At 59.2% G+C, this 20858-nt stretch carries 26 protein-coding genes and 1 pseudogene; 4 read left to right on the top strand and 23 right to left on the bottom strand.

The genetic code is table 11. The annotated features are described in order from the left end of the window. Window position 1: 1 nt before the first annotated feature. Window positions 2–697, top strand: coding sequence for a tRNA (N6-threonylcarbamoyladenosine(37)-N6)-methyltransferase TrmO (tsaA, locus tag A7J50_RS06270; protein WP_064451012.1), 696 nt, complete (start codon window positions 2–4; stop codon window positions 695–697). Between the two features lie 149 nt (window positions 698–846). Here the strand turns inward: tsaA and fpr are convergent, their stop codons facing one another. Then, window positions 847–1626: a ferredoxin-NADP reductase gene (gene fpr / locus A7J50_RS06265; RefSeq protein WP_017529767.1), complete on the bottom strand. Its 780-nt coding sequence runs from the start codon at window positions 1624–1626 to the stop codon at window positions 847–849. 124 nt (window positions 1627–1750) lie between these two features. Here fpr and A7J50_RS06260 point away from each other — a divergent pair, with 124 nt between their 5' ends. Next, window positions 1751–2677: a LysR family transcriptional regulator gene (locus A7J50_RS06260; RefSeq protein ID WP_042944277.1), complete on the top strand. Its 927-nt coding sequence runs from the start codon at window positions 1751–1753 to the stop codon at window positions 2675–2677. Between the two features lie 3 nt (window positions 2678–2680). Here the strand turns inward: A7J50_RS06260 and A7J50_RS06255 are convergent, their stop codons facing one another. The 3 genes from A7J50_RS06255 to A7J50_RS06245 all read right to left on the bottom strand — a co-directional run bounded on the left by A7J50_RS06255 (window position 2681) and on the right by A7J50_RS06245 (window position 4741). Next, window positions 2681–3043 carry a diacylglycerol kinase gene (locus tag A7J50_RS06255; RefSeq protein WP_053254680.1) on the bottom strand — a complete coding sequence of 121 codons (363 nt, stop codon included), beginning with the start codon at window positions 3041–3043 and terminating at the stop codon, window positions 2681–2683. A gap of 75 nt (window positions 3044–3118) precedes the next feature. Next, complete coding sequence (gene erdR / locus A7J50_RS06250) at window positions 3119–3769, bottom strand: response regulator transcription factor ErdR (protein WP_053137423.1); 651 nt, start codon at window positions 3767–3769, stop codon at window positions 3119–3121. Between the two features lie 252 nt (window positions 3770–4021). Then, window positions 4022–4741 carry a tRNA-uridine aminocarboxypropyltransferase gene (locus A7J50_RS06245; protein ID WP_064451011.1) on the bottom strand — a complete coding sequence of 240 codons (720 nt, stop codon included), beginning with the start codon at window positions 4739–4741 and terminating at the stop codon, window positions 4022–4024. A gap of 199 nt (window positions 4742–4940) precedes the next feature. On the opposite strand from A7J50_RS06245, the gene A7J50_RS06240 reads away from it, so the two are divergent. Further along, window positions 4941–5381, top strand: coding sequence for a PA3611 family quorum-sensing-regulated virulence factor (locus tag A7J50_RS06240; protein ID WP_053254678.1), 441 nt, complete (start codon window positions 4941–4943; stop codon window positions 5379–5381). Window positions 5382–5759: 378 nt separating this feature from the next. Beyond that, a complete protein-coding gene (locus A7J50_RS06235; RefSeq protein WP_064451010.1) occupies window positions 5760–6872 on the top strand; it encodes a TIGR00730 family Rossman fold protein in 1113 nt (370 codons plus the stop codon). A 193-nt stretch (window positions 6873–7065) separates the two neighbouring features. Here the strand turns inward: A7J50_RS06235 and recX are convergent, their stop codons facing one another. The 19 genes and pseudogenes from recX to A7J50_RS06150 all read right to left on the bottom strand — a co-directional run bounded on the left by recX (window position 7066) and on the right by A7J50_RS06150 (window position 20858). Then, complete coding sequence (gene recX / locus A7J50_RS06230) at window positions 7066–7533, bottom strand: recombination regulator RecX (protein ID WP_064451009.1); 468 nt, start codon at window positions 7531–7533, stop codon at window positions 7066–7068. 8 nt (window positions 7534–7541) lie between these two features. Beyond that, the gene (gene recA / locus A7J50_RS06225; protein WP_048720087.1) at window positions 7542–8600 is read right to left on the bottom strand and encodes a recombinase RecA; all 1059 of its coding nucleotides are present in this window, start codon (window positions 8598–8600) and stop codon (window positions 7542–7544) included. A gap of 83 nt (window positions 8601–8683) precedes the next feature. Beyond that, window positions 8684–9184: a CinA family protein gene (locus A7J50_RS06220; protein WP_064451008.1), complete on the bottom strand. Its 501-nt coding sequence runs from the start codon at window positions 9182–9184 to the stop codon at window positions 8684–8686. Window positions 9185–9214: 30 nt separating this feature from the next. Further along, a pseudogene (locus A7J50_RS31830) lies at window positions 9215–9436 on the bottom strand (hypothetical protein); the annotation flags it as partial. Window positions 9437–9512: 76 nt separating this feature from the next. Continuing rightward, a complete protein-coding gene (locus A7J50_RS06215; RefSeq protein ID WP_064451007.1) occupies window positions 9513–10085 on the bottom strand; it encodes a glycoside hydrolase family 19 protein in 573 nt (190 codons plus the stop codon). 22 nt (window positions 10086–10107) lie between these two features. Further along, window positions 10108–11118, bottom strand: coding sequence for a contractile injection system protein, VgrG/Pvc8 family (locus tag A7J50_RS06210; protein ID WP_064451006.1), 1011 nt, complete (start codon window positions 11116–11118; stop codon window positions 10108–10110). A 9-nt stretch (window positions 11119–11127) separates the two neighbouring features. Next, window positions 11128–11340 carry a tail protein X gene (locus A7J50_RS06205; protein ID WP_064451005.1) on the bottom strand — a complete coding sequence of 71 codons (213 nt, stop codon included), beginning with the start codon at window positions 11338–11340 and terminating at the stop codon, window positions 11128–11130. Further along, window positions 11333–11716, bottom strand: a complete 384-nt coding sequence (locus tag A7J50_RS06200; protein WP_064451004.1) for a phage tail protein — start codon at window positions 11714–11716, stop codon at window positions 11333–11335. The genes A7J50_RS06205 and A7J50_RS06200 overlap by 8 nt, the downstream gene beginning before the upstream one ends. Beyond that, a complete protein-coding gene (locus A7J50_RS31555) occupies window positions 11716–13575 on the bottom strand; it encodes a hypothetical protein (RefSeq protein ID WP_064451003.1) in 1860 nt (619 codons plus the stop codon). The genes A7J50_RS06200 and A7J50_RS31555 overlap by 1 nt, the downstream gene beginning before the upstream one ends. Before the next feature lie 127 nt (window positions 13576–13702). Next, window positions 13703–14275 (bottom strand): phage tail assembly protein, encoded by a 573-nt coding sequence (locus A7J50_RS06190; protein ID WP_064451002.1) that lies wholly within the window; start codon window positions 14273–14275, stop codon window positions 13703–13705. A 182-nt stretch (window positions 14276–14457) separates the two neighbouring features. Further along, entirely contained in the window at window positions 14458–14964 is a 507-nt protein-coding gene (locus A7J50_RS06185) for a phage major tail tube protein (protein ID WP_064451001.1), read from the bottom strand. After that, a complete protein-coding gene (locus tag A7J50_RS06180; RefSeq protein ID WP_064451000.1) occupies window positions 14964–16130 on the bottom strand; it encodes a hypothetical protein in 1167 nt (388 codons plus the stop codon). Before A7J50_RS06180 ends, A7J50_RS06185 begins: the two co-directional genes overlap by 1 nt. A gap of 2 nt (window positions 16131–16132) precedes the next feature. After that, the gene (locus A7J50_RS31550; RefSeq protein ID WP_167353678.1) at window positions 16133–16306 is read right to left on the bottom strand and encodes a hypothetical protein; all 174 of its coding nucleotides are present in this window, start codon (window positions 16304–16306) and stop codon (window positions 16133–16135) included. 86 nt (window positions 16307–16392) lie between these two features. Further along, window positions 16393–16827 (bottom strand): tail fiber assembly protein, encoded by a 435-nt coding sequence (locus A7J50_RS06175; protein WP_064450999.1) that lies wholly within the window; start codon window positions 16825–16827, stop codon window positions 16393–16395. A gap of 1 nt (window position 16828) precedes the next feature. Then, window positions 16829–18286: a phage tail protein gene (locus tag A7J50_RS30425; protein ID WP_082895834.1), complete on the bottom strand. Its 1458-nt coding sequence runs from the start codon at window positions 18284–18286 to the stop codon at window positions 16829–16831. Continuing rightward, window positions 18287–18916: a phage tail protein I gene (locus A7J50_RS06165; RefSeq protein WP_064450998.1), complete on the bottom strand. Its 630-nt coding sequence runs from the start codon at window positions 18914–18916 to the stop codon at window positions 18287–18289. Then, window positions 18913–19908, bottom strand: coding sequence for a baseplate J/gp47 family protein (locus tag A7J50_RS06160; protein WP_064450997.1), 996 nt, complete (start codon window positions 19906–19908; stop codon window positions 18913–18915). Before A7J50_RS06160 ends, A7J50_RS06165 begins: the two co-directional genes overlap by 4 nt. Beyond that, on the bottom strand, window positions 19905–20237 hold the full coding sequence (locus A7J50_RS06155) for a hypothetical protein (protein WP_064450996.1): 333 nt from the start codon (window positions 20235–20237) through the stop codon (window positions 19905–19907). Before A7J50_RS06155 ends, A7J50_RS06160 begins: the two co-directional genes overlap by 4 nt. Window positions 20238–20246: 9 nt before the next feature. Next, the gene (locus A7J50_RS06150) at window positions 20247–20858 is read right to left on the bottom strand and encodes a phage baseplate assembly protein V (RefSeq protein ID WP_064450995.1); all 612 of its coding nucleotides are present in this window, start codon (window positions 20856–20858) and stop codon (window positions 20247–20249) included.

Raw genomic sequence — 20858 nt, 5'->3', positions numbered from 1 at the left:
CATGAGTTACCAGGTCTCGCCCGTCGGCTTCGTGCGCTCCTGTTTCAAGGAGAAGTTCGCCATCCCGCGCCAGCCGCAACTGGCGCCGGCCGCCCGTGGCGTGCTGGAGCTGGTGGCGCCGTTCGACCAGGGTGAGGCGGTGCAGGGCCTGGAACAGGTCAGCCATGTCTGGTTGCTGTTTCTGTTCCACCAGGCTCTGGAAGACAAGCCTCGGCTCAAAGTGCGCCCGCCACGCCTGGGCGGCAACACGTCCATGGGTGTATTTGCCACCCGCGCGACCCATCGTCCCAACGGCATTGGCCAGTCAGTGGTCAAGCTGGACAAGGTCGAACCGGGGCGGTTGTGGATTTCCGGGATTGATTTGCTGGATGGCACGCCAGTGCTGGATATCAAGCCGTATGTGCCGTATGCCGACATTATCGACAGCGCCACCAACAGCATCGCGAGCAGCGCGCCGCAGCTGATTCCGGTGCAGTGGCTGAAGACCGCCCTGCTCCAGGCACAAGGCCACGCTCAGCGCCTTGACGAGCCGTTGGTGGCGTTGATCGAGCAATGTCTGGCACAGGACCCACGGCCGGCGTATCAGACGCCGGGGCCTGAGCGTGAATACGGGGCACAGTTCTGGGATGTGGATGTGCGCTGGCACTATCCGGAGGCGGGCGTGATCTGTGTGCTGGAAGTGGTTCCAGCCAAATAAGCGCCGAAAACAAATGTGGGAGCAGCTTGTGTGGGAGCTGGCTTGCCGGCGATGCAGACACCTCGGTCGTTCAGTTGAACCGAGGTAATGCTATCGCAGGCAAGCCAGCTCCCACAAAAGCCAGCTCCCACATTCATTTGGATCGGTGATTACTTCTCGACGAACGCGCGTTCGATCAAGTAGTCACCCGGCTCACGCATACGCGGCGAAACCTTCAGGCCGAAGCTGTTCAGCACTTCGCTGGTCTCGTCCAACATGCTTGGGCTGCCGCACAGCATGGCACGGTCGTCCTCGGGGTTGATCGGAGGCAGGCCGATGTCGCGGAACAGCTTGCCGCTGCGCATCAGGTCGGTCAGGCGGCCTTCGTTTTCGAACGGCTCGCGGGTCACCGTCGGGTAGTAGATCAACTTGTCACGCAGCGCCTCGCCGAAGAACTCGTTCTGCGGCAGGTGTTCGGTGATGAATTCGCGGTAGGCGACTTCGTTGACGTAACGCACGCCGTGGCACAGGATCACTTTTTCGAAACGCTCGTAGGTCTCCGGGTCCTGGATCACGCTCATGAATGGAGCGAGGCCAGTACCGGTGCTGAGCAGATACAGGTGTTTGCCCGGCTTCAAATCGTCAAGCACCAGGGTGCCTGTCGGTTTTTTGCTGATGATGATCTCGTCGCCTTCCTTCAAGTGCTGCAATTGTGAAGTCAGCGGGCCATCCGGCACTTTGATGCTGAAGAACTCCAGATGCTCTTCCCAGTTCGGACTGGCAATGGAGTAAGCGCGCATGAGCGGGCGGCCGTTGGGCTGTTGCAGGCCGATCATCACGAACTGACCGTTCTCGAAGCGCAGGCCCGGATCGCGGGTGCACTTGAAGCTGAACAGAGTGTCGTTCCAGTGATGAACACTGAGGACACGCTCGTGGTTCATGTTGCTCATGTACGGGGAACTCCTGGAAATGGGTCTGCGCCAATGTTTGGATGCGCAATTGCACAGCATTCTAATGGCGGCGACAATATCTGTTAACTGGATTATTAAGATAAGGGTTATCGGTTATATAGATATGCGATTTACTCTACGTCAACTGCAAGTTTTCGTCGCCGTCGCCCAGCAGGAAAGCGTCTCACGCGCTGCTGGCCTTCTGGCCTTATCTCAATCCGCCGCCAGCACGTCGATTACCGAGTTGGAGCGTCAATCCAGCTGCCAATTATTCGACCGCGCGGGCAAACGGCTGAGCCTCAACGCCCTTGGCCACCAGCTATTGCCCCAGGCCGTGGCGCTGCTGGACCAGGCCAAGGAGATCGAAGACCTGCTCAACGGCAAGTCCGGCTTCGGCTCCCTGGCGGTCGGCGCCACCCTGACCATCGGCAATTACCTGGCCACCCTGCTGATCGGCAGCTTCATGCAGCAGCACCCCGAGAGCCAGGTGAAGCTGCATGTGCAGAACACTGCGAATATCGTGCACCAGGTCGCGCACTACGAAATTGACCTGGGTCTAATCGAAGGCGACTGCAGCCACCCGGACATCGAGGTGCAAACCTGGGTCGAAGATGAGCTGGTGGTGTTTTGTGCGCCCCAGCATCATTTGGCCAAACGCGGCGTGGCGACCATGGAAGAGCTGACCCATGAAGCGTGGATCCTGCGCGAACAAGGTTCAGGCACACGCCTGACGTTTGACCAGGCCATGCGCCATCACCGCAGCGCGCTGAATATCCGCCTGGAACTGGAACACACCGAGGCGATCAAGCGTGCGGTGGAATCGGGATTGGGGATTGGCTGCATTTCCCGGCTGGCACTGCGCGATGCGTTCCGCCGTGGCAGTTTGGTGCCGGTGGAAACCCCGGACCTGGACCTGGCCCGGCAGTTCTACTTCATCTGGCATAAACAGAAATACCAGACCTCGGCGATGCGCGAGTTTCTGGAGCTGTGCCGCGCTTTCACCGCCGGGGTTCAGCGCAGCGACGAGATCGTGCTGCCGAGCATTGCCTGATCCTCAGATCAGAATCACGGCCCACACCAGGGTGATCATGGTCAGTGCCACGAATTGCGCGGCGCTGCCCATGTCCTTGGCGTTTTTCGACAAAGGGTGACGGTCGAGCGAGATGCGGTCGATCGCCGCTTCTACGGCTGAGTTGAGCAGCTCGACGATCAACGCCAGCAGGCACACCGCGATCAGCAAAGCGCGCTCGACCCGGCTGACGTGCAGGAAAAAGCTCAACGGGATCAGGATGACATTCAGCAACACCAACTGACGGAATGCCGCCTCGCCGGTGAAAGCCGCGCGCAGGCCATCCAGAGAATAGCTCCCTGCGTTGAAGATACGTTTGATACCGGTTTGACCCTTGAAAGGCGACATAGATGTAGGCAACTGAACCAAAGAAGTGGGGAAACTAGATGACACAAAGTCAAAAAAGCGTGAATCGCTAACCGCTTAATGCTGCGAAATTGACTCAAGTTGTTGCAAGAGCAGCGCCGCCTGGGTTCGCGTACGCACCCCCAATTTGCGGAAGATCGCCGTGACATGGGCCTTGATGGTCGCTTCCGACACGCTGAGCTCATAAGCAATCTGCTTGTTCAGCAAACCTTCGCAGACCATGGTCAATACCCGGAATTGCTGGGGCGTCAGGCTCGCGAGGCCATCGCGCGCGGCCTTGGCTTCGTCGGACACATTGATTTCTTCGAACGCTTGCGGTGGCCAGGACACATCGCCGTCCAACACCTTGCGAACGGCGTTCTGGATATCCTCCATGGCACTCGACTTGGGAATAAAGCCGCTGGCGCCAAACTCCTTGGAGCGCACCACCACGTCGGCGTCTTCCTGGGCCGATACCATCACCACCGGAATTTGCGGGTATTGCCCGCGCAACAGCACCAGCCCCGAGAAACCGTAGGCACCTGGCATGTTGAGGTCGAGCAGCACGAGGTCCCAATCGGACTTTTCGGTGAGGCGGGCTTCCAGCTCGGCAATGCTGGCCACCTCAACCAGGCGCACGTCCGGACCAAGGCCCAGGGTAACGGCCTGATGCAGCGCACTGCGAAACAGCGGATGGTCATCGGCTATCAGGATTTCGTATGTGGCCATTGATTAAATGATCCTGTTTTTTATGGGAGCCCTGATGGGTTCAGGGTTCGCCAGTACACAAGGCGACGGCCAGGCAGCCATCGCCACAGGGCACGTTCAACGTCAAAAACACCTGAAACGACGCTGAAAATTCACGCTCACGCCCCAATCGGCGCCCAGCATGCCCAGCGGAGCCTGGAGGGTCAAGCACTACGCCCGTGGGCATTTTAGCCAGTTGAGGATTTACGGTGCCATCATGCAAACGTCGTCTGGTTATAGCACCGGGATATAGGGTGCAAGACGAGTATGGACGCTATCCGTCGAGTCCAGGGATAAGTTGAACTTGGCTGCCAGGTAATGGGTGCTGAAGACGTCGAGGTAAGCGTCGAGCACTTCGGCGGCGGCCAGGTCATCAGCCAGTTCCAGGCACAGCGCCGCCACTTCGGCGGTGCAGAAGTGATCATCACGCTTGGAACGACGCAGTTTGTAGCGAGACAACTGCTCGGGCGCCAGGCTCAGTACGGGCAGGTGTTCCAGGTAGGGGCTTTTGCGGAACATCTTGCGCGCTTCGCTCCAGGTACCGTCCAGCAGGACGAACAGCGGGCGCTTGCCCTCCTCAACCGTCACTTCGCTGACAACCCGCTCAGGCACCACGAATTCACCCGGAAACACGATGTAGGGCTGCCACTGCGGGTCGACCAACAGCGTCAGCAATTCGGGATCAACCTCCGTGCGCGACCAGGCAAACGCAGTGGTGTCGGCGATTACATCGGCGATCAGCCAGCCAGTGTTACTGGGTTTCATCGGCTCGACATCGTGCATCAGCAGGCACATCGCAGACCGAGCCTGCACCGTCGGGCGCCAGGCGCACAGGCAGTACTCGGGAATCACCCGGCAACCGGGGCACCGCTCGGCGCGCGAGCCTCGGTTGAGAAACGGCCTGACGGCACGCGCCAGGCGCTGGGTACGCAAGCGGGAGACGGCGTGGCTCATCGGATGCGCCGCGTAGCAGGGGAAATCGACACTGAGGGAACTCGAGGCAGGCTTTAATTGGCGGCAGTTTACCAGAGCCACTGACACTTCTCAGCGATACGCCTGGCTGTAGTGGCAAGCGGTCACCTATAATTGCGCGCCACTGAACGCACAGCGCAGTGGCTGGTCTATGCACCAGTAACCGAATCAGGAGAGTTTCATGCTGCGTTCCATGCTGCGCCTTGTTGCCCCATCCGTCGCCCTTGCGCTGGTTCTGCCCATGGGCGCCCACGCGGCCTCGCTGCTGGAGGCCCAAATGAACAGGAAGCTGCAAAGCGTCGCGGCAGAAAGCAACAAGGACCTGCCCCGGGAAATTGATGAAAAGACCCTGGAAGTGGCCTACACCGTTGAAGGCATGCAACTGATCGATCACCTCAGTGTGCAACCTGATCGTGCCGAACAGATGCGCGCCAACCCGAAGGCCGTGTACTTCCAGTTGGGCCAAAGCGTGTGCCTGAACAAGGGTTACCGCGAGTTGATGGCCAAAGGCGCAGTGATGCGCTATGAAATCACCGAGAACAAGACCAACCGCCCTGTGGCATCGGTCAAGTTTGTGGAAGCGGATTGCCCGGCACCCGCTGCTGCGAAGAAGAAAAAGTAACTGTTACTCGATGATCGCGCGCGGCTGTCCAGCAGCGCGCACCTCCCCCGCGTCACTTGCCAGCCGGCAACTAAACTGCTTGATGAGTGACCAATAAGCGGTTGCCAGCCAAGGGTTTTTCGGCTCATGATCAAGTCATCCCGGTAGCCCCTCCACAGCGTTTCCCACGCCGTTCTGTAATATTTTCAGGGCAAAAGAGGGTTGCCCGCCTGCGACTTGCAGTGCAAAGGTTTCTAAATCACAAGGAACATACAGAGCCCGCTTTGCCCCTTGGCGAACACCGTGCAATGCCTTGGGCATGCAGCGACACATGCAGTGTCGCGGTCCCGGACGAATATCTCGCCGATGGCCCAGGTTCTGTGAAGAAGGAGAAGTTGAATGCCTTACGAATCGAATGACCACCTGCTCCGTCATTTTGACGAAAACGGGGCGGACCTCACGCAGCAGGTCGACGCACAACTCCAGTTGATCGCCCCCAACAGCCCGAATATTCCCCTTTATCGCGACATGATCCTCACCGTCCTGCGCATGGCCCAGGATGACCGCAACCGTTGGAATGCAAAAATCACGCTGCAGGCGATTCGCGAGCTGGATAACGCCTTCCGTGTGCTGGAACAGTTCAAGGACCGCCGCAAGGTCACGGTGTTTGGCTCGGCGCGCACGCCGGTCGAAAGCCCGCTGTACGCCTTGGCCAGGGAAGTCGGCACGCTGCTGGCGCAATCCGACCTGATGGTGATCACGGGCGGCGGTGGCGGCATCATGGCGGCTGCCCACGAGGGTGCGGGCCTGGAACACAGCCTGGGGTTCAACATCAACCTGCCGTTTGAACAGCACGCCAACCCGACCATTGATGGCACCGAGAACCTGCTGTCTTTCCACTTCTTCTTTACCCGCAAGCTGTTCTTCGTCAAGGAAGCCGACGCGTTGGTGCTGTGCCCGGGCGGTTTTGGCACGCTGGATGAAGCACTCGAAGTGCTGACCCTGATCCAGACCGGCAAGAGCCCGCTGGTGCCGGTAGTATTGCTGGATGCCCCAGGCGGTGGTTTCTGGCAAGGCGCACTGGACTTCATTCGTAGCCAGCTGGAAGCCAATCGCTATATCCTGCCCACCGACCTAAAGCTGGTCCGCCTGGTGCACAGCGCTGAAGAAGCGGTAGAAGAGATAAACCAGTTCTATGCCAACTTCCATTCCACGCGCTGGTTGAAGCGTGAGTTTGTAGTGCGCATGAATCATCCACTCAGTGACCGTGCACTCGCCCACTTGCAGAGCGAGTTTGCCAGCCTGCGGCTAAGTGGTGAGTTCCAGCAGCTTGCTTACACAGGCGAGGAACATGATGAACCAAGGTTCAGCCATTTGACGCGGCTGGTGTTCAACTTCAATGGTCGTGATCAGGGCCGATTGCGGGAGTTGGTGGATTACATCAACTTGCCGGAAAACTGGGCACAGGCTCAGGGGAAGACGCAGCAGCGAGTAACGCCAGAGCCTGCGTGATTTTCAAGGCAAAAAAAAAGGCCCACTATTTTCATAGTGGGCCTTTTTTTTTAAGCAGGATCTACAGGTGGAGCAGATTCGATGTGGGAGCCGGCTTGCCTGCGATGGCATCACTGCGATCCTACGGGCATACCGAAATGCCCACATCGCAGGTAAGCCAGCTCCCACACTTTAAAGTTCAGCAGCTCAGCACTTAGTCATCCATGTCGCGGCCGCTCAGTAAGCGGCTGATCATCTCCATCGAAAACCCGCGATAGCTCAGGAAGCGCCCTTGCTTCGCACGCTCCCTGGCATCAATCGGTAGATGCCCTGAAAACTTGCGGCGCCAGGTATCTTCCAATTGCGACTGCCAACTGATACCGCACTCACGCAGGGCGAGGTCGATATCGGCACGTTGCAGGCCACGCTGGCTCAACTCTTCACGAATTCGCGCTGGGCCGTAGCCGGAGCGCGCGCGGTAGGAGACAAAGCTTTCAAGGTAACGGGCTTCCGACAGCAGCCCCTCTTCCGTCAAGCGGTCGAGGGCGCTTTCGATCATCTCGGGCTCTGCGCCTCGCTGACGCAGTTTACGCGTCAGCTCGACTCGACCATGCTCGCGGCGAGCGAGCAGGTCCATCGCAATGCGCCGAACGGCGACGAGTGTATCGAGTACAACAGTCATCGTTTGCTTCAGATGTCAGTGTCGGCTTCTTCTACTTCTTCAACCGGCTCGCGGTTGGCAGCAGCTTTCACGTCGGGTGCTGGGGTCAGCAGCTTGTCGCGAATCTGCTTCTCAAGCGTGGCAGCGATATCCGGGTTGTCCGCCAGGAACTTGGCCGAGTTGGCCTTGCCCTGACCGATCTTGCTGCCGTTATAGGCATACCAGGCACCGGACTTCTCGACGAAACCGTGCAGCACACCCAGGTCGATCATCTCGCCGTTCAGGTAGATACCCTTACCGTAGAGAATCTGGAACTCAGCCTGACGGAATGGCGGGGCCACCTTGTTCTTCACCACTTTAACGCGGGTTTCGCTACCCACTACCTCGTCGCCTTCCTTCACCGCGCCAGTACGGCGGATATCCAGACGGACCGAAGCGTAGAACTTCAACGCGTTACCACCGGTGGTGGTTTCCGGGCTGCCGAACATCACGCCGATCTTCATACGGATCTGGTTGATGAAGATCACCAGGCAGTTGGCGTTCTTGATGTTACCGGTGATTTTACGCAGCGCCTGGGACATCAGGCGGGCTTGCAGGCCCACGTGCATGTCGCCCATTTCGCCTTCGATTTCAGCTTTCGGCACCAGGGCTGCCACGGAGTCGACCACGATCACGTCGATGGCGTTGGAGCGCACCAGCATGTCGGTGATTTCCAGGGCTTGTTCACCGGTGTCCGGCTGGGAAACCAGCAGGTCGTCAACGTTGACGCCCAGCTTGCCGGCGTACTCAGGGTCGAGGGCGTGCTCGGCATCGACGAACGCGCAGGTGGCGCCCATTTTTTGAGCCTGGGCAATCACCGACAGGGTCAGGGTGGTTTTACCGGAAGATTCAGGACCGTAGATTTCAACGATACGGCCTTTTGGCAGGCCGCCAATGCCGAGCGCGATGTCCAGACCCAGAGAGCCAGTGGAAATAGCCGGGATCGCCTGACGGTCGTGATCGCCCATACGCATTACGGCACCCTTGCCGAATTGACGTTCGATCTGACCCAGGGCCGCAGCCAAGGCTTTCTTCTTGTTGTCGTCCATTAAAGTCCTCACGTAATCAATAAGGCCTGACGGCCAACACCTGTATAAGTAGACAGTATTGTTCCACAAAGATCCGGGATCGCCTACCCCTGATTTTCGATTTCTACTGCAGCTCGTCGCAACAAGCCCTCCAGGGCGGCCTTTACCGTTTGTCGGCGAACCTCGTCACGGTTGCCGGGGAAGTGCGCAAGCTCAGCGCTCACGTCCTCGCCAACACCAAACGCCAGCCATACGGTGCCCACTGGCTTGTCCGGCGAACCGCCGTCCGGCCCCGCGACACCGCTGACCGCCACGGCGAAGCGCGACAGGCTTTTTTCCTGCGCGCCCCTGACCATCGCCTCCACCACTTCCTGGCTGACGGCGCCGACTTTGCGGAACAACGCTTCCGGCACACCCAACTGCCGGGTCTTCTGTCGATTGGAGTACGTGACATACCCGGCCTCGAACCAGGCCGAACTGCCCGGAATCCGCGTGATCGCTTCCGCAATACCGCCGCCAGTGCAGGACTCGGCCGTGGTGACGTGGGCATTGAGCACCTGCAAACGGCGACCCAGTTCAGCAGCCAGTTGAGTGATTTCCTTCACGGTCGTCTCCAGGAATGGGCGGGGGTTTGCCTACCCTACAGGAGCCCATCGGCCATGCAAGTTACAGAGTGCATCAAGAAACCAACGCCCGACGGCATGCACATAAGCCTGGCAGGCACGCAGGGCGATCAGGGCGTTATCACCGTCGTCGGTGATGCCGATAATTCGTTGAGCATGCGCCGGGTCAAGTCCGGCTCGCGGGGCTGCATGAACCACGCCGCCGGGGGTGGCGGCGGCTGGCACTGGGCAGCCGATTACCGTGCGAACCGCGCGCCATATCACCCAGCCTGTCCCCGTCACACCACCACCTTCAGCAGACAAACACCGATCAGACGACAACCCGCCAGGAAACACATAACGCCGCTTTCGCCCGCGCCCACAATTGCAAACGGTCCTCCAGTCCGTTGAGCCCGCCGTTTATGCGTCGGGTGATAGTGGTGAACCGGTCCTTGTCGGCGAGTTCATTCAAACCGTTGCGCTGCCAGAACCACGCAGCCGACTCACACGCCCACTGCGGTTGCTCCAGCAACTCGGGCTCGCGCAGCAAGCGATCATCACCAAACAGCGCCTGGCTGCAGGCCAGGTAGTTACGACGCCCGGTAATCTGGATCAGCCCCCTGCCCCGGTACTTCTGGCCGTCGCCATCTGCTTGAGGCGTGTTGCCCAGGCGCTCGGCCAAGGCACCGGTGTCATATTTGCCCAGGTACTGGTCGCTGCCCAGTTCACGCACGTAGCGCAGTTGGCCGGATTCGTGGCCGACCTGGGCGAGGAAGGCGGCGATGCGCTTCGCATTGTTTATCTCGTAGCGAACGAACGCCGCATTTAAAGGCGTCAAAAAAAAGCCCGCTCTAAGGCGGGCACCCGGCATCACGTCAAGCAGTTGGGGGAGTGTTATCACCATGGGTTTTACTCTTGAAAAGTGCCTATATCGATAACCCACACGCCGTAATCGAACTGCGATACCCCGTCACGGGGTCGCCGACATGCACCACCTGTTTGATCGACCATCGCCCCCGCATGTATGGCGGCCACGTCTCATCCAGCAGCAACAACCCTTCAGCCGCCAACAACGGATTGCCGGGACAATCGATCAACAATTTCAAGTCTTCACGCCCCACACGGCGCAGTTCGCCTTCGGCCACGGCGCGGGCTTCGGCTGCGTTCTGGTAGCGCTGACGCAAGGTTTTGAACGGCGCATTGCCCACCTGGACCACACGCTGCTTGCCAGCGGAGGCATCCCACCAACTGGCGCGGCAGCCCTCGTATTTCGCGCGGGACGTTTCGTCGAGCTTGGCAGTAATGAAGCTCTGTTCACCGGGGCGGTTGTCCTCCGTCACGGACAGCTTCACCTCCGGCAGTAGCTGACCGGAGAGCGAATTGACTCGGCCGGCTTCGGCCAACACATAGAGCTCGTTAAACGGTTTGGTGACCGCAGAGTAGATTCTGGCAAGGCGCGAAATGAACGCCATATCACTCTCGTTGGACTGGTCGATGTGCGGAATCGCAATACCCTCCAGCGCGGGTGCCACACGTGGTGAAAAGCCGTGAGGACTGACCAGCTGGCGAAACAGCGCGCCCAGCGTTGTCGGACCGTAACTGGCGGATCGACGCTGCCGATAACCCGTTGCATCCACCACACTGAAGGGCGCGGCTGTGGCCACGATCATCAAGCGCATGGGAAACAGCACCGGGGTACGTTGGGTGACGACAAACTCGCCTTTTTCCACCAACCCCGACTCCAGATAACCGGCACGCAAGCCGATCTTGCCACTCAGGGTGGGCAAACCTTCAAGGCCTTCAATATTAAGCGTCAGTTCCAGCCGATCCGCCTTAATGCCGGCAGCGTCAGTGTGGCTCCAGTGCATCAGCCGTTGATTAAGCAGCGCCGCATTGGCGCCATAAAACTCCACGATCGGTGTGAATCCCTGTGCCATGCAGCCTCCCTAATCCCAGGCCAGAACGGGCCGTACAGCAGCCGGCCGCGCTGGCAGTTCAGGCACGATCACCCACACGCCGGCCGGCAGTACCGGGCCGTATTCGGCCATCCCAGGGTTCAGGCGCCAAAGGGTTTCTTCCGCTGCATCATCGCAACGGCCCAACTCGCGGTAGAGCAACAGGTTGACCGAATCACCGGCAATACTTCGCACTCTACGCATTGACGAATTCCTCTAATTCCATGGTCCAGGCCATGAGCATGGCGGTGCCGTCGTCGATCACATAGCTCTGGGTTTCCGTCACCGAGTTTATCCGCCAAAGGCCCCAGTTACGGCCAATGCCATCGACCAGGGGCAATGGCGCCCGCGCATTTTGCAGCGCACGTAATTCGTCCAGCCGCTGCATACCGATGGCGTACATGGCCATGCCGCTGAACGTGAGTTTTTCCAGCTTCTGGCCGCTCTGGCGTGACTGGGACTTGCTGGCAATAATCGCCAGGTCACTCCAGCCGCCGTCGCTGGTACGTATCAGCGACGAATAGGCAAAGCCTCGGGATAAGCCAAAAACAAAGTCGCCGAGTACCATCTGTTGTCGCATCAATCACCTCCTGAAGGATCGGCCAGTGCCGCGTTGCGCCGGATCCCCAGGCTGTCGGTGACCATCGGCATGCATTGAAATTGCAGGGCCTGGATCACTTGGTTGACGACCTGCTGGGCATCGGCCGGGTTGACGCCGGTGATCTGGATGCTCGGGGCAATCGTGACTTGCACGTTGTCCGTGCGCGCGGCGTTGAGCTCCTTGCTCACCGCATTGGGCGCAGGCAGGCGATCACTTGAGCTGAACAATTTGTCACCGAGCCAGGCGCCCGCCTCACTGCCGAGCAAACCGCCGATTGCACCACCGACAGCCGTGCCGACACCGGGAAAAACCAGCGTGCCGATAGCGGCGCCGGCAGAAGCTCCGGCCCAGGCGCCACCCGCTGAGCTCAGGCCTGATCCGACAGCTTTAGCGTCGCCGTTGCGCACGCCTTGAACCACATCCATGGCAGTGTCCACGTACTTCAACGGGCCGAGGCGCCGGGCGGCGGACGACTCCAGTTTTCCCATCGCGCCCCACACGCCCGAAGCGGGCATTTTCAGTGAGCGCGCCGTTGGAGCGGGCAGATGCTCACGGCTGACGGGCTGCATGCGCGACGGGGTATTTGCACTTCCTTCAGCGGGCAACGGCACAAGTCCCCGCTCCAACGCTTCGATCAACCCAGGCCCTCTGCCTGTGGATGATTGAGATGAAGCAGTATTTTTCTTGCGCCTGTTTGTGCTGGCGGCGCGAGGCTGTAAACCTGGCGTCGCGGCCCCAGCATGGAAACCGACAGACTGCTGCTGGGGAAACCACTTCGAAAGACGTTCGCCCACGCCACGCAGCGATGCAACCCAACCACCGCCTTTTGCGGGGGAACGTCTTGTGGCGGCAGGTTTCGGTGCAGACGTTTGCTTCTTGGGTGTGTTTTGAGATTTTTTTGGGTTTGGCGACTTTTTGGGGTTTTCGGACTGTGGTTTTCGGGAGTTCTTTTTTCTGGAAGAGCCACCCGGTGCAGAACGGCTACTCGTGATGGGCTTTTCGGCCGCGGCTGAACAGCAGCAGGACTTTTCCTTTTCAAAGCCCTTGTCCTTGAACAACTTGCCAGCCCCACCGCCCAACTTACCCAGCGTCACATCGATAAGATTGCCGGTTACCCGGGTTTTGATCGTCTCCCCCAAGCCCGAGAAAAACCCGGTAAACACCGGCGAAACCACCGGCAAAATGACCGCCTCCGCCGTTTTAACCGTCTTGGCCATAACCGGCGATTCACTGGCCAAATCATTGGCCGTATTCATCACGCCAGTCTTCACTTGCAGCCATGTTGGCTCGAGCAATACCGACACGGGCTCCAGCGTCTTGGAAAGGCGTTTTTCGCTGGCACTGGACTCCTCGCGCAGAACCGTTGTCGACTTTTCCGAAGTCGCCGTCGCATCAAACGAACGGTGGGCATTCGCGTACCGAAGTGCTGCGACCGGGTCGAGAACCTGCCCGCTGCCCACCGTCATTGCTTCCCGAGTAATGCGCCGGTCCTCAGACCGGGTCGATTTAAACTCGGCAACCTTGGTTGTGTCGGTGTGTACCTGTGTGTTCACCAATGGCGCATCAGCCGCCTTCAGCGAAGACAACGACGTTGCAAGCGAATCCACGTTTTCGCGCAATACGCCCAAAGACTGTGCGAATTCATTAAGTTTCAAGCCGGCATTGGCCAGTTCCAGCACCATCCCGGATAACGGTTCCAGCGCCTTTATGTCGACGGTTTTTTCTGGCCCGAGCGCACCTGAGCTGAGGATATCGGCATCATTTGCGCCGTCTGCACTACCGAAAATGTCACGGCCATCCTTGGCCATTGCATTCGCGAGCGAATACTTGTCCTGCATCCCGCTTACTCCTGTTTAACGCCAAGGCGAGTGATCGCAATGTCGTAGCGGCGCAATGCTTTGCCGGCGTCCCAGTCGAGGATCTCCGCCTCATTGACCGAGTAGATCAGCGGCACCACATCGAGGATTACTTCGATGTCGCGCTGCGAAAGAAGTCCGCCGGTTGATTTAAAAAATCGTCAATGCGCTCCTGCAGTTCCGTCCAGTCGGGTACGGTCAGGCCGGCGAGATCGGGGATCATCAAACCGGTGCAGTGAGCGGTGATGAACTCGGCGCGCTCTTTGTTGGTGGCGAGTTTTTTCATCACTTTGGTAGCGCGCAGGGCGGGCATTTCAAGGGGCAGTTCGGTCAGGCTGCGACCAGCCGCGTCGAGGGGCAACAGCAGTTGGACCGATTGGTCATGGGTCGCTTCTTCGCGCTCATCCAGGAAGAACGATGCTGGGCGCGTCGACATTTCATGCACGTACTGAGCGATGCTCACGTAGTCCGGGCGCTTGAGCTGGTCGAGCTCTTTTTCCGACAGGCCGGTGGCAAGTTTCGCCAGTTCAAAAAACTGGTCGTCCTCGTCATCACCGGCCCGGGCCAGCGCGGCTTTTTGCGCGGCGTAGAACAGCGGTTTGAGCTGAACCTGCTGGATCGTCGCGCCGGTATCGGCGGTGATCGGAGACAGCAGACTGTGCAGCGGTGGCATCCAGGCCATGGGGCAATTCCTTGTAGAGCGTTGTTGAAAAGCAGCGCAGATCTAAAGCTGAGCGCGGTCAATGTGGGAGCTGGCTTGCCTGCGATGGCATCAACTCGGTACACCAGGTACACCGAGTCGCCTGCATCGCGGGCAAGCCCGGCTCCCACATTGACGGTGCCCATTTCAGAGCACGGTCGCCCTTAAGGCATGAGTACCGCTCGGCGCGCATCGCCAAGAATATCGACGCCGTTGAGCACAAATTTCTGGGTGCGCACGTCGATGTCGATCACCGGAATGCCGTTTTCCAGACGGTTGTAAGTGCGGCAGGACAATTCCAGGGTGGTGGTGACCTTCTCGCCCATCTTCAGCTTCGCCTCGACCAGAGATTTGAGCTTGCCGCCGACCGTGTGGTAGGTGAAGTAAGTCTTGCCGTCCTGGTCCTGACCGGCTTCGCGCACGTTCAGCAGGATGTCGTCGCCCAGGCGCACGCCCAGGGCCAGCATGATTTCCGGGCCAGCGCCTTGCAGTACCAGCGTGGCACCGAGCACCTTGCCGCTCTTGGCCATTTCTTCGGCAATAAAGCGCCCGCCGGACATGGGCTCCATCTCGAATTCAATCTTCGGCGGATCGAACTCTTCCACCGTCGCGGACAACGGCAGGCCTTGAAGGGTGGCCGCAATGGCCTGTCTTACACGGTTGGTAAACATTAGAGAACGTCCTCCAGGAACTGCTCGATGATTTCATCGCGGGCATTGAGTTGATAAATCATGTGTTCGTTCGGCGCGTAGCGGCCGTAGTCGATGACGATGAACCAGGTGCCATTCTTGTACTTCTCGACACTGTTCAATTCCGGGTGCAGGTACACGCTGCCGCCGGGGATGGTTTCGTCGGCAACCAGGGTTTGCAGCCAGTCGTTGATGCGCTTGACCTCCTGGTCCATGAAGGACTTGGTGAGGTTCTTGGCCATGGCTTTTTGGCCGGCCTTGACCAACTTGCGGCTGATCGCATCTTCCAGGCCCACGTAGCTGATGAACTTGCCGGTGATGGAGCGGTTACCCAGCAGCGAAAAACCGCCAAGAATGGTGCGCGCGTAATAGCTCACGCCATAACGGTTGAGCAGGTCGCCTTCGGTGGAAGTGTCGAGGATGTTGTACTCGACCACGCGGGAAACGTCCTCGGCGAACGTCACCTGGTTACCTGGGCTTTCCCACTGCTTGACCTTGGCCAGCGCGGCGATGGCCAGCGAGGATGGCGACAGGAACACGTTTTTCTTCGCCGCCTTGGAATACACCGACGGCATGTTGTGCACCAGCAGGCAACGGTCGAAACCGAGGTCGGCACCGCCCAGTTCGCCGCTGTAAGTCACTTGGTCAGCGACCGAAACATCCTTGCCATCCAACACCACACGGGCCTTGATGCGCTTGCCGAAGGAGGCGAACTCACCCGCCACAGCCTTGGTGCCGGTGAAACCCGGGGCGCCGATGATGGTCAGGTCTTCAGGGACGCTGCTCAAGGCAGCCAGGCCCAGCTTGCGGCCGGTGGTCGGCTCGTTGCCGCCGATCACATTGTTGATCGTATCGGCCGGGGTTGCGCCCTCCTCCACGATGACCACATAGACCGGCACCTTCACCACTTTGAGGATTTGGTACACCGCCTGAAACAACGTGCCCGACTCGGCGCCGGTCGGGTCCAGCAGCGCCTGGGTGGTGAAGCTGTTGATGCGGAACGGCGCGTTTTTAGGGATCGACGCGTGGGCATTCGGCGCAGTGCCAATCAGGCCGATGACGTTATCGCCAAGGCCACCCATGGCCTCCGGGGATTCAGTGGCATTCACGGTGATGCCGTTGTGCTCGAAGTTCAAAACCTCAGCCATGGTTAGTCAGCCTTCTTGGGGGTGAAGTTGAGGACGCTGGTCAGTTCCAGGCGGCCAGCGGTGCGTAGAGCGGATGCTTCGACGTCGAGCAGTTCCAGCTCCTCGCCGACGGTGGACCAATGGCCACCTCCGGTGGGGAATGGGATGAGGACGGTGTAGGTTTGGCGGTTGGCCATAGGTGGATCTCCGGGCATAAAAAAAACCGCAGCGCGGTTTTTTGTTGGGGGAATAGAAAGGAAATTGCCCTGTTAGCACAGGGCGCTTATTGGCTCTGAGTTAAAAACCAAATGGGGCCGAACGGACGGTGGTCAAACAATGGAAAGTGCTCACTTTCCGGCCAGGAGCGCAGCAGACGTCGGTACGTCTGGAGTTCGTTATATTGCTCGGTCGACAAGGTGCTTTTCAAACCGGCCTCCAACTCATCGCGATGCCGTGCTATCACGCCATCGGTTTCTTTAAGCTGTGTATCACGCCAGGCACGCTCATTGATTTCCTGGACCTCGATAGAGGCCGCGAGTTGATCAACAAGAATGGGATACCCAGCGCTATCCGCGGCAATTCGTTTTTGCTTGGACTGCCCTTCAAAAAGCTCAGCGTAAGCATTGACTGAGATTTCAACGGCGCCCTCAGGCACCTCAGAACCTCGCTCGGCCAGCACATCAAAGCCGAGTGTCTTTTCATAAAAATAGATATTCATCTCACTTCCCCCAAACCCGAATGCGCCCCATGATTCCAGGCGCGACTGAAGGGCCGGCCTGCGTCACGTTTCTTACACGAGCAGCAGCAGTCGACAAAGTGCTTGCAGGTGCATCAAACGCCCAAACAGTCACCGTGCTGAGTCCCCAGCCGCTTGGATTTGCCTCGTTGGCGATACCACCGAGAACCGCCGTCGGAAACTGAATCGGCAGTGACACAAGCATGACCCCATTAGCATCAGAGCCTCCGGTGACCCACTGCTCGATCAGACCATTGGGATGTTTTATGTAACCGGAAGCAGCCAAAAGCGCCGTACCGCTGCCACCGAAAGACAACCAGCCCGTTCCCGTGTTAACAAACTCGGACGAAACACCCGCCACCAACTTTATTGATGGGCTTCCGAATACGTCGCTGTTGGAACCACCAAACTGTGAATTAGGCGTAGTCACCGTGATGTAGGCGGCACTCGCGGCTGCCTGGATAATCAACCTAGCGCCTGCAGGGTGAAGAAGCGGATCCGGCAGCGCTAGCACGATGCCCGTTGTCAGCCCTCTGATGTAAAATCCGATGTCCATGGCTGTTAGCGCAGCACTCTGCGAGTAGTCCACATACCCGCGCATGCTGCCCATGGCGGACAGAGGTGTGAAACCTTGAGTAATGTTCTGAAAAACCAGCGCCGTGGCCCCCAGGACAATCACTCCATCCGTGACCAGCTGCCAAATCGTATCGCCAAGCGTCGCACCCTGCTCAACCGACACCGTCATCGCCGATGTCACCTTAGCGTTGGAGTCAGCATCTTTAGCCCGAACCCACGCCGCATTTGACACAACATAAAGCCCGTTGTCTTTCGCAGCAGTCTGGTTTTTGACGAGAACCCGATCACCCGCAACTACGGCAACACCATCAATGGTTTGTGCCGCACTCAGGGAGATATTTGCCGTGGTCGCCACGCGCACCGATTGTTTCGCATCCAGCTTGGCCAACTCATCCGCCACATAACCGGTCACCCAAGCCCGCGTCGCCTTGACCACCGTGTCATCAATCAACAACGTCACCAGCGACGCATTACTGGTCTCGAAAATCGAGCGGATATAAAACTCTTTTCCCGAACCGGACGTCGCCAACACCGGCTTGAACGACTCCGGGTATTTAACGATAGCGTACAGAACCCCGGTGTCCGTCCAAAGCCCGGCTTCGCGTACGTACCAGCCGCCAACCTCGGGTGGAATCGTCACCTCAGCCAGCAACCAGCTCGGGTTTTTCTCATCCTGAAACAGCGCATTCAACGTCCCGCGCCACACTTCTCGCTTTAGCGCTTTTGCAGTGGCGTCGGGGTTGTAGACCGCGCCATTGCCATCACCGACCGAAATCTGCGCGAGTTTGATCGGTACGCCGGCAGCCTTGCAGGCAGTTTCATAAGCAATCCCTGCATTGGTTAGCAGGGTATAAAAATCGGCCATTTAGGACCCCTGTGGATAAATAGTGGCGGTTTCGACGGTGTAATGCCCGGCAGCCATAAAGGCCATGCCAGACACTTCGAGTCCCGCGATAACAATGGGATAAATAGTGGTCAGCTCACCGCAGACAGTCGCAACACCAATGGAATGGCTGCCAAAGGCGCTCAAACCCACCGTGACAGTGAAAACATCGCGCTCGCTTTTGGCTTCCGCCAGGCGCCGGTCCAGTCGTGCATCGATTTCTTCGCTGTAAGGCAGCTCGGAGAAAGCCCTGATCGCAAAGCTGTATGGTTTGCCCTGCGGTGACTGTTCGTACCAGGCCCGCACTTCGGGGATCAGTTGCAGACCTTTGGCCGCGTTCTCAAGCGCTTTACGCGTGCCCGCCTGCCGAGCTGTTGGCCAAGCAAGTTTTACGGTCGCGCGCTTTTCAGCCTCGACGGCGGTAGCGCTCCACTCGTTCACGCCTCGGTCAGCCGCCAGATACGGCAAAAACTCGGCAGGTGTTTGCGTCGGGTCCATCAACTCGGGAAAAGGCAGGGTGATTCGCTCAAGTAATTGGCCGAAGCCTTGATCCAACGCCTTTTCCAGCGGCGAACTATTGGCCGGCAACAAACTCACTTTAGGCTCACTCATAGCGTATGCACCTCCACTTCAACCCCCGTGCAATACGGCGCCTGAAATGCGGTGCAGATGATCGGCGCCAGGGGTTCGAGGATTTGCAGTTGCGCAGCCCCCGCACTGTGAATCGCATAGTCAATCCAGCTCGGGTCCACCCGCCCTTCCAGGCGATGACAGGACTGTGCGTAGTCCTGCAGCAGTTTCTGCGCGGCGACTTGCGTCAGCCCCGAATCCGGGCCGGCGTTGATCTTTGCGACCACGCGGATTTTGTAAGGCAAAATTTGCGCGCCTTGTACGCTGACCAGGTCGGTCTCCGGTCGTACATCCGGCCGTGCGAAATGGCGACGCACGCCGTCCAGCAAATCGGCGGATGGTGTTCCGTCGGCTTCCCGCGAAAGCACAGTGACCATGACTTCGCCGGGGGCAGTGCGTCGGCCGTTGCCATCCTTGATCTGTGCCGCATAACCGTCCGGATCAAAGGTGTAGCTGACGGTCACCACGCCCGGCGTCGCGCTCTGCACTTTCACCGACGGCCGCTCGCCCAGCGTGAACACCTCACGGCGGTACTGCATGCGCGAGCCCGCCGCCGGCGCATGCGGCGCCAGGTAATAACGCAGGCGAGCGTCGTCGTCGCTTTCCAATGTTGGCGGCACAGGCGGGAAAGCCGCCGGGTCGCCGGGGTCGAGCACTTGGCGTTCCAGGCCCATGTCGGCCAAGCGTGCATCCAGGTTGCTGCCGGTGGCCCACCACGCCAGCATCTGCTTGATGCGTGCATTGTATTTGCGCTCGTGGGTTTGCAGCCTTACGCAAAAGGCTTCCAGGGCCAGGGTCAGCAACTCGCTCTCGTTGTCGAGGCTGACCTTGAGTTTGGCCGCGCTTTGCGGTGCTCGGGCGGCGACGTAATCAACGACAAACGCCTTGAATTCGGCCAGCAACGGCTCGAACTCATCCACCGCGATGATGGCCGGTTCCGCCAGTTGGTTCTGGCCGGGGATCAGCATGCTCATGTCACGACCTCAAAGGTTTGTTGGCGGTTTTTCCAGGTGCCGGCGAAACGCAAGAGCAGGCCGGCGCCTTGGCGGGTGGCGACGATGACCTGGGGTTGAAAGTCGCCGATGCCGTTCTGGGTGTTGTAGAACGCTTGCGCGGCGTGGCTTTGGGCGAGGATCAGCAGGTCATCGCCGAGGTTTTGGCCGAGCAGCTGCGGGATCATCGAGCCGTACAGTGGGCGTTTCTGCCGAGTGCCCACGGGGGTGGTGAGCGCGCGGGTGGCGCGCTGCACAAATTGCAGCCAGTCATCGACGGCTGCCCCGGTGTTTCGATCGATTCCGATCATGGGATGTCCTTATCGAGGGCTGATGACGCGTCCCTGGTGATCCACCACCGGGCCACTGAAATGCGCGCCGCCGGCGTCCAGCACCAGGCGGGTGCCGCCGATTTGCAGGGCGATGCCCTGGGCGCTCATGGTCAGGCTGGCGGCGCCGACGTTGACGTCGACCTGTTCGCGGGTGCCGCTGAATGTGGTGGGACCGTTGACCCAGTTGAAGGTGTGGCTGGCGTCGTCGTAGTCGCTTTGGGTGCCATCCTGATGGCGCCGTCGGGTCAGCGATGCAACGCTGGAGACCGGCGGAAAAAGACTACTGTTGAGCCCGAACAAGGCTACGGACTGCGCACCACCTTCCCCGCCGCCGTAGTTCAGCAACAAGCATTGTTCACCCACGGACGGGATGCGGGTTTCGGTCTGCGCTCCCGCGCTGGGGTTGAAAAAGCGGATGGCCGGCGTGAGCAAGTCGCCGTGGCTGACCTTGCAGGTATTGCTCCCGGGGTCGACCTCCTGACAGGTGCCGATCCGACAAAAACTCTCGGCGCGTCGATACAGGTCTTCGAGTTGGGCTTCCATCTCTGCCAAGCGTTCGATGATCGGCCCCAGTTGCATGCGTAACAGCGCGTCAAACAT

The sequence above is a fragment of the Pseudomonas antarctica genome (assembly GCF_001647715.1).
In the GTDB taxonomy this organism is placed as follows: Bacteria; Pseudomonadota; Gammaproteobacteria; order Pseudomonadales; family Pseudomonadaceae; genus Aquipseudomonas; species Aquipseudomonas antarctica_A.
The sequence above is the reverse complement of the archived record's forward strand: the minus strand, read 5'-3'. Positions and strand labels throughout refer to the sequence as shown.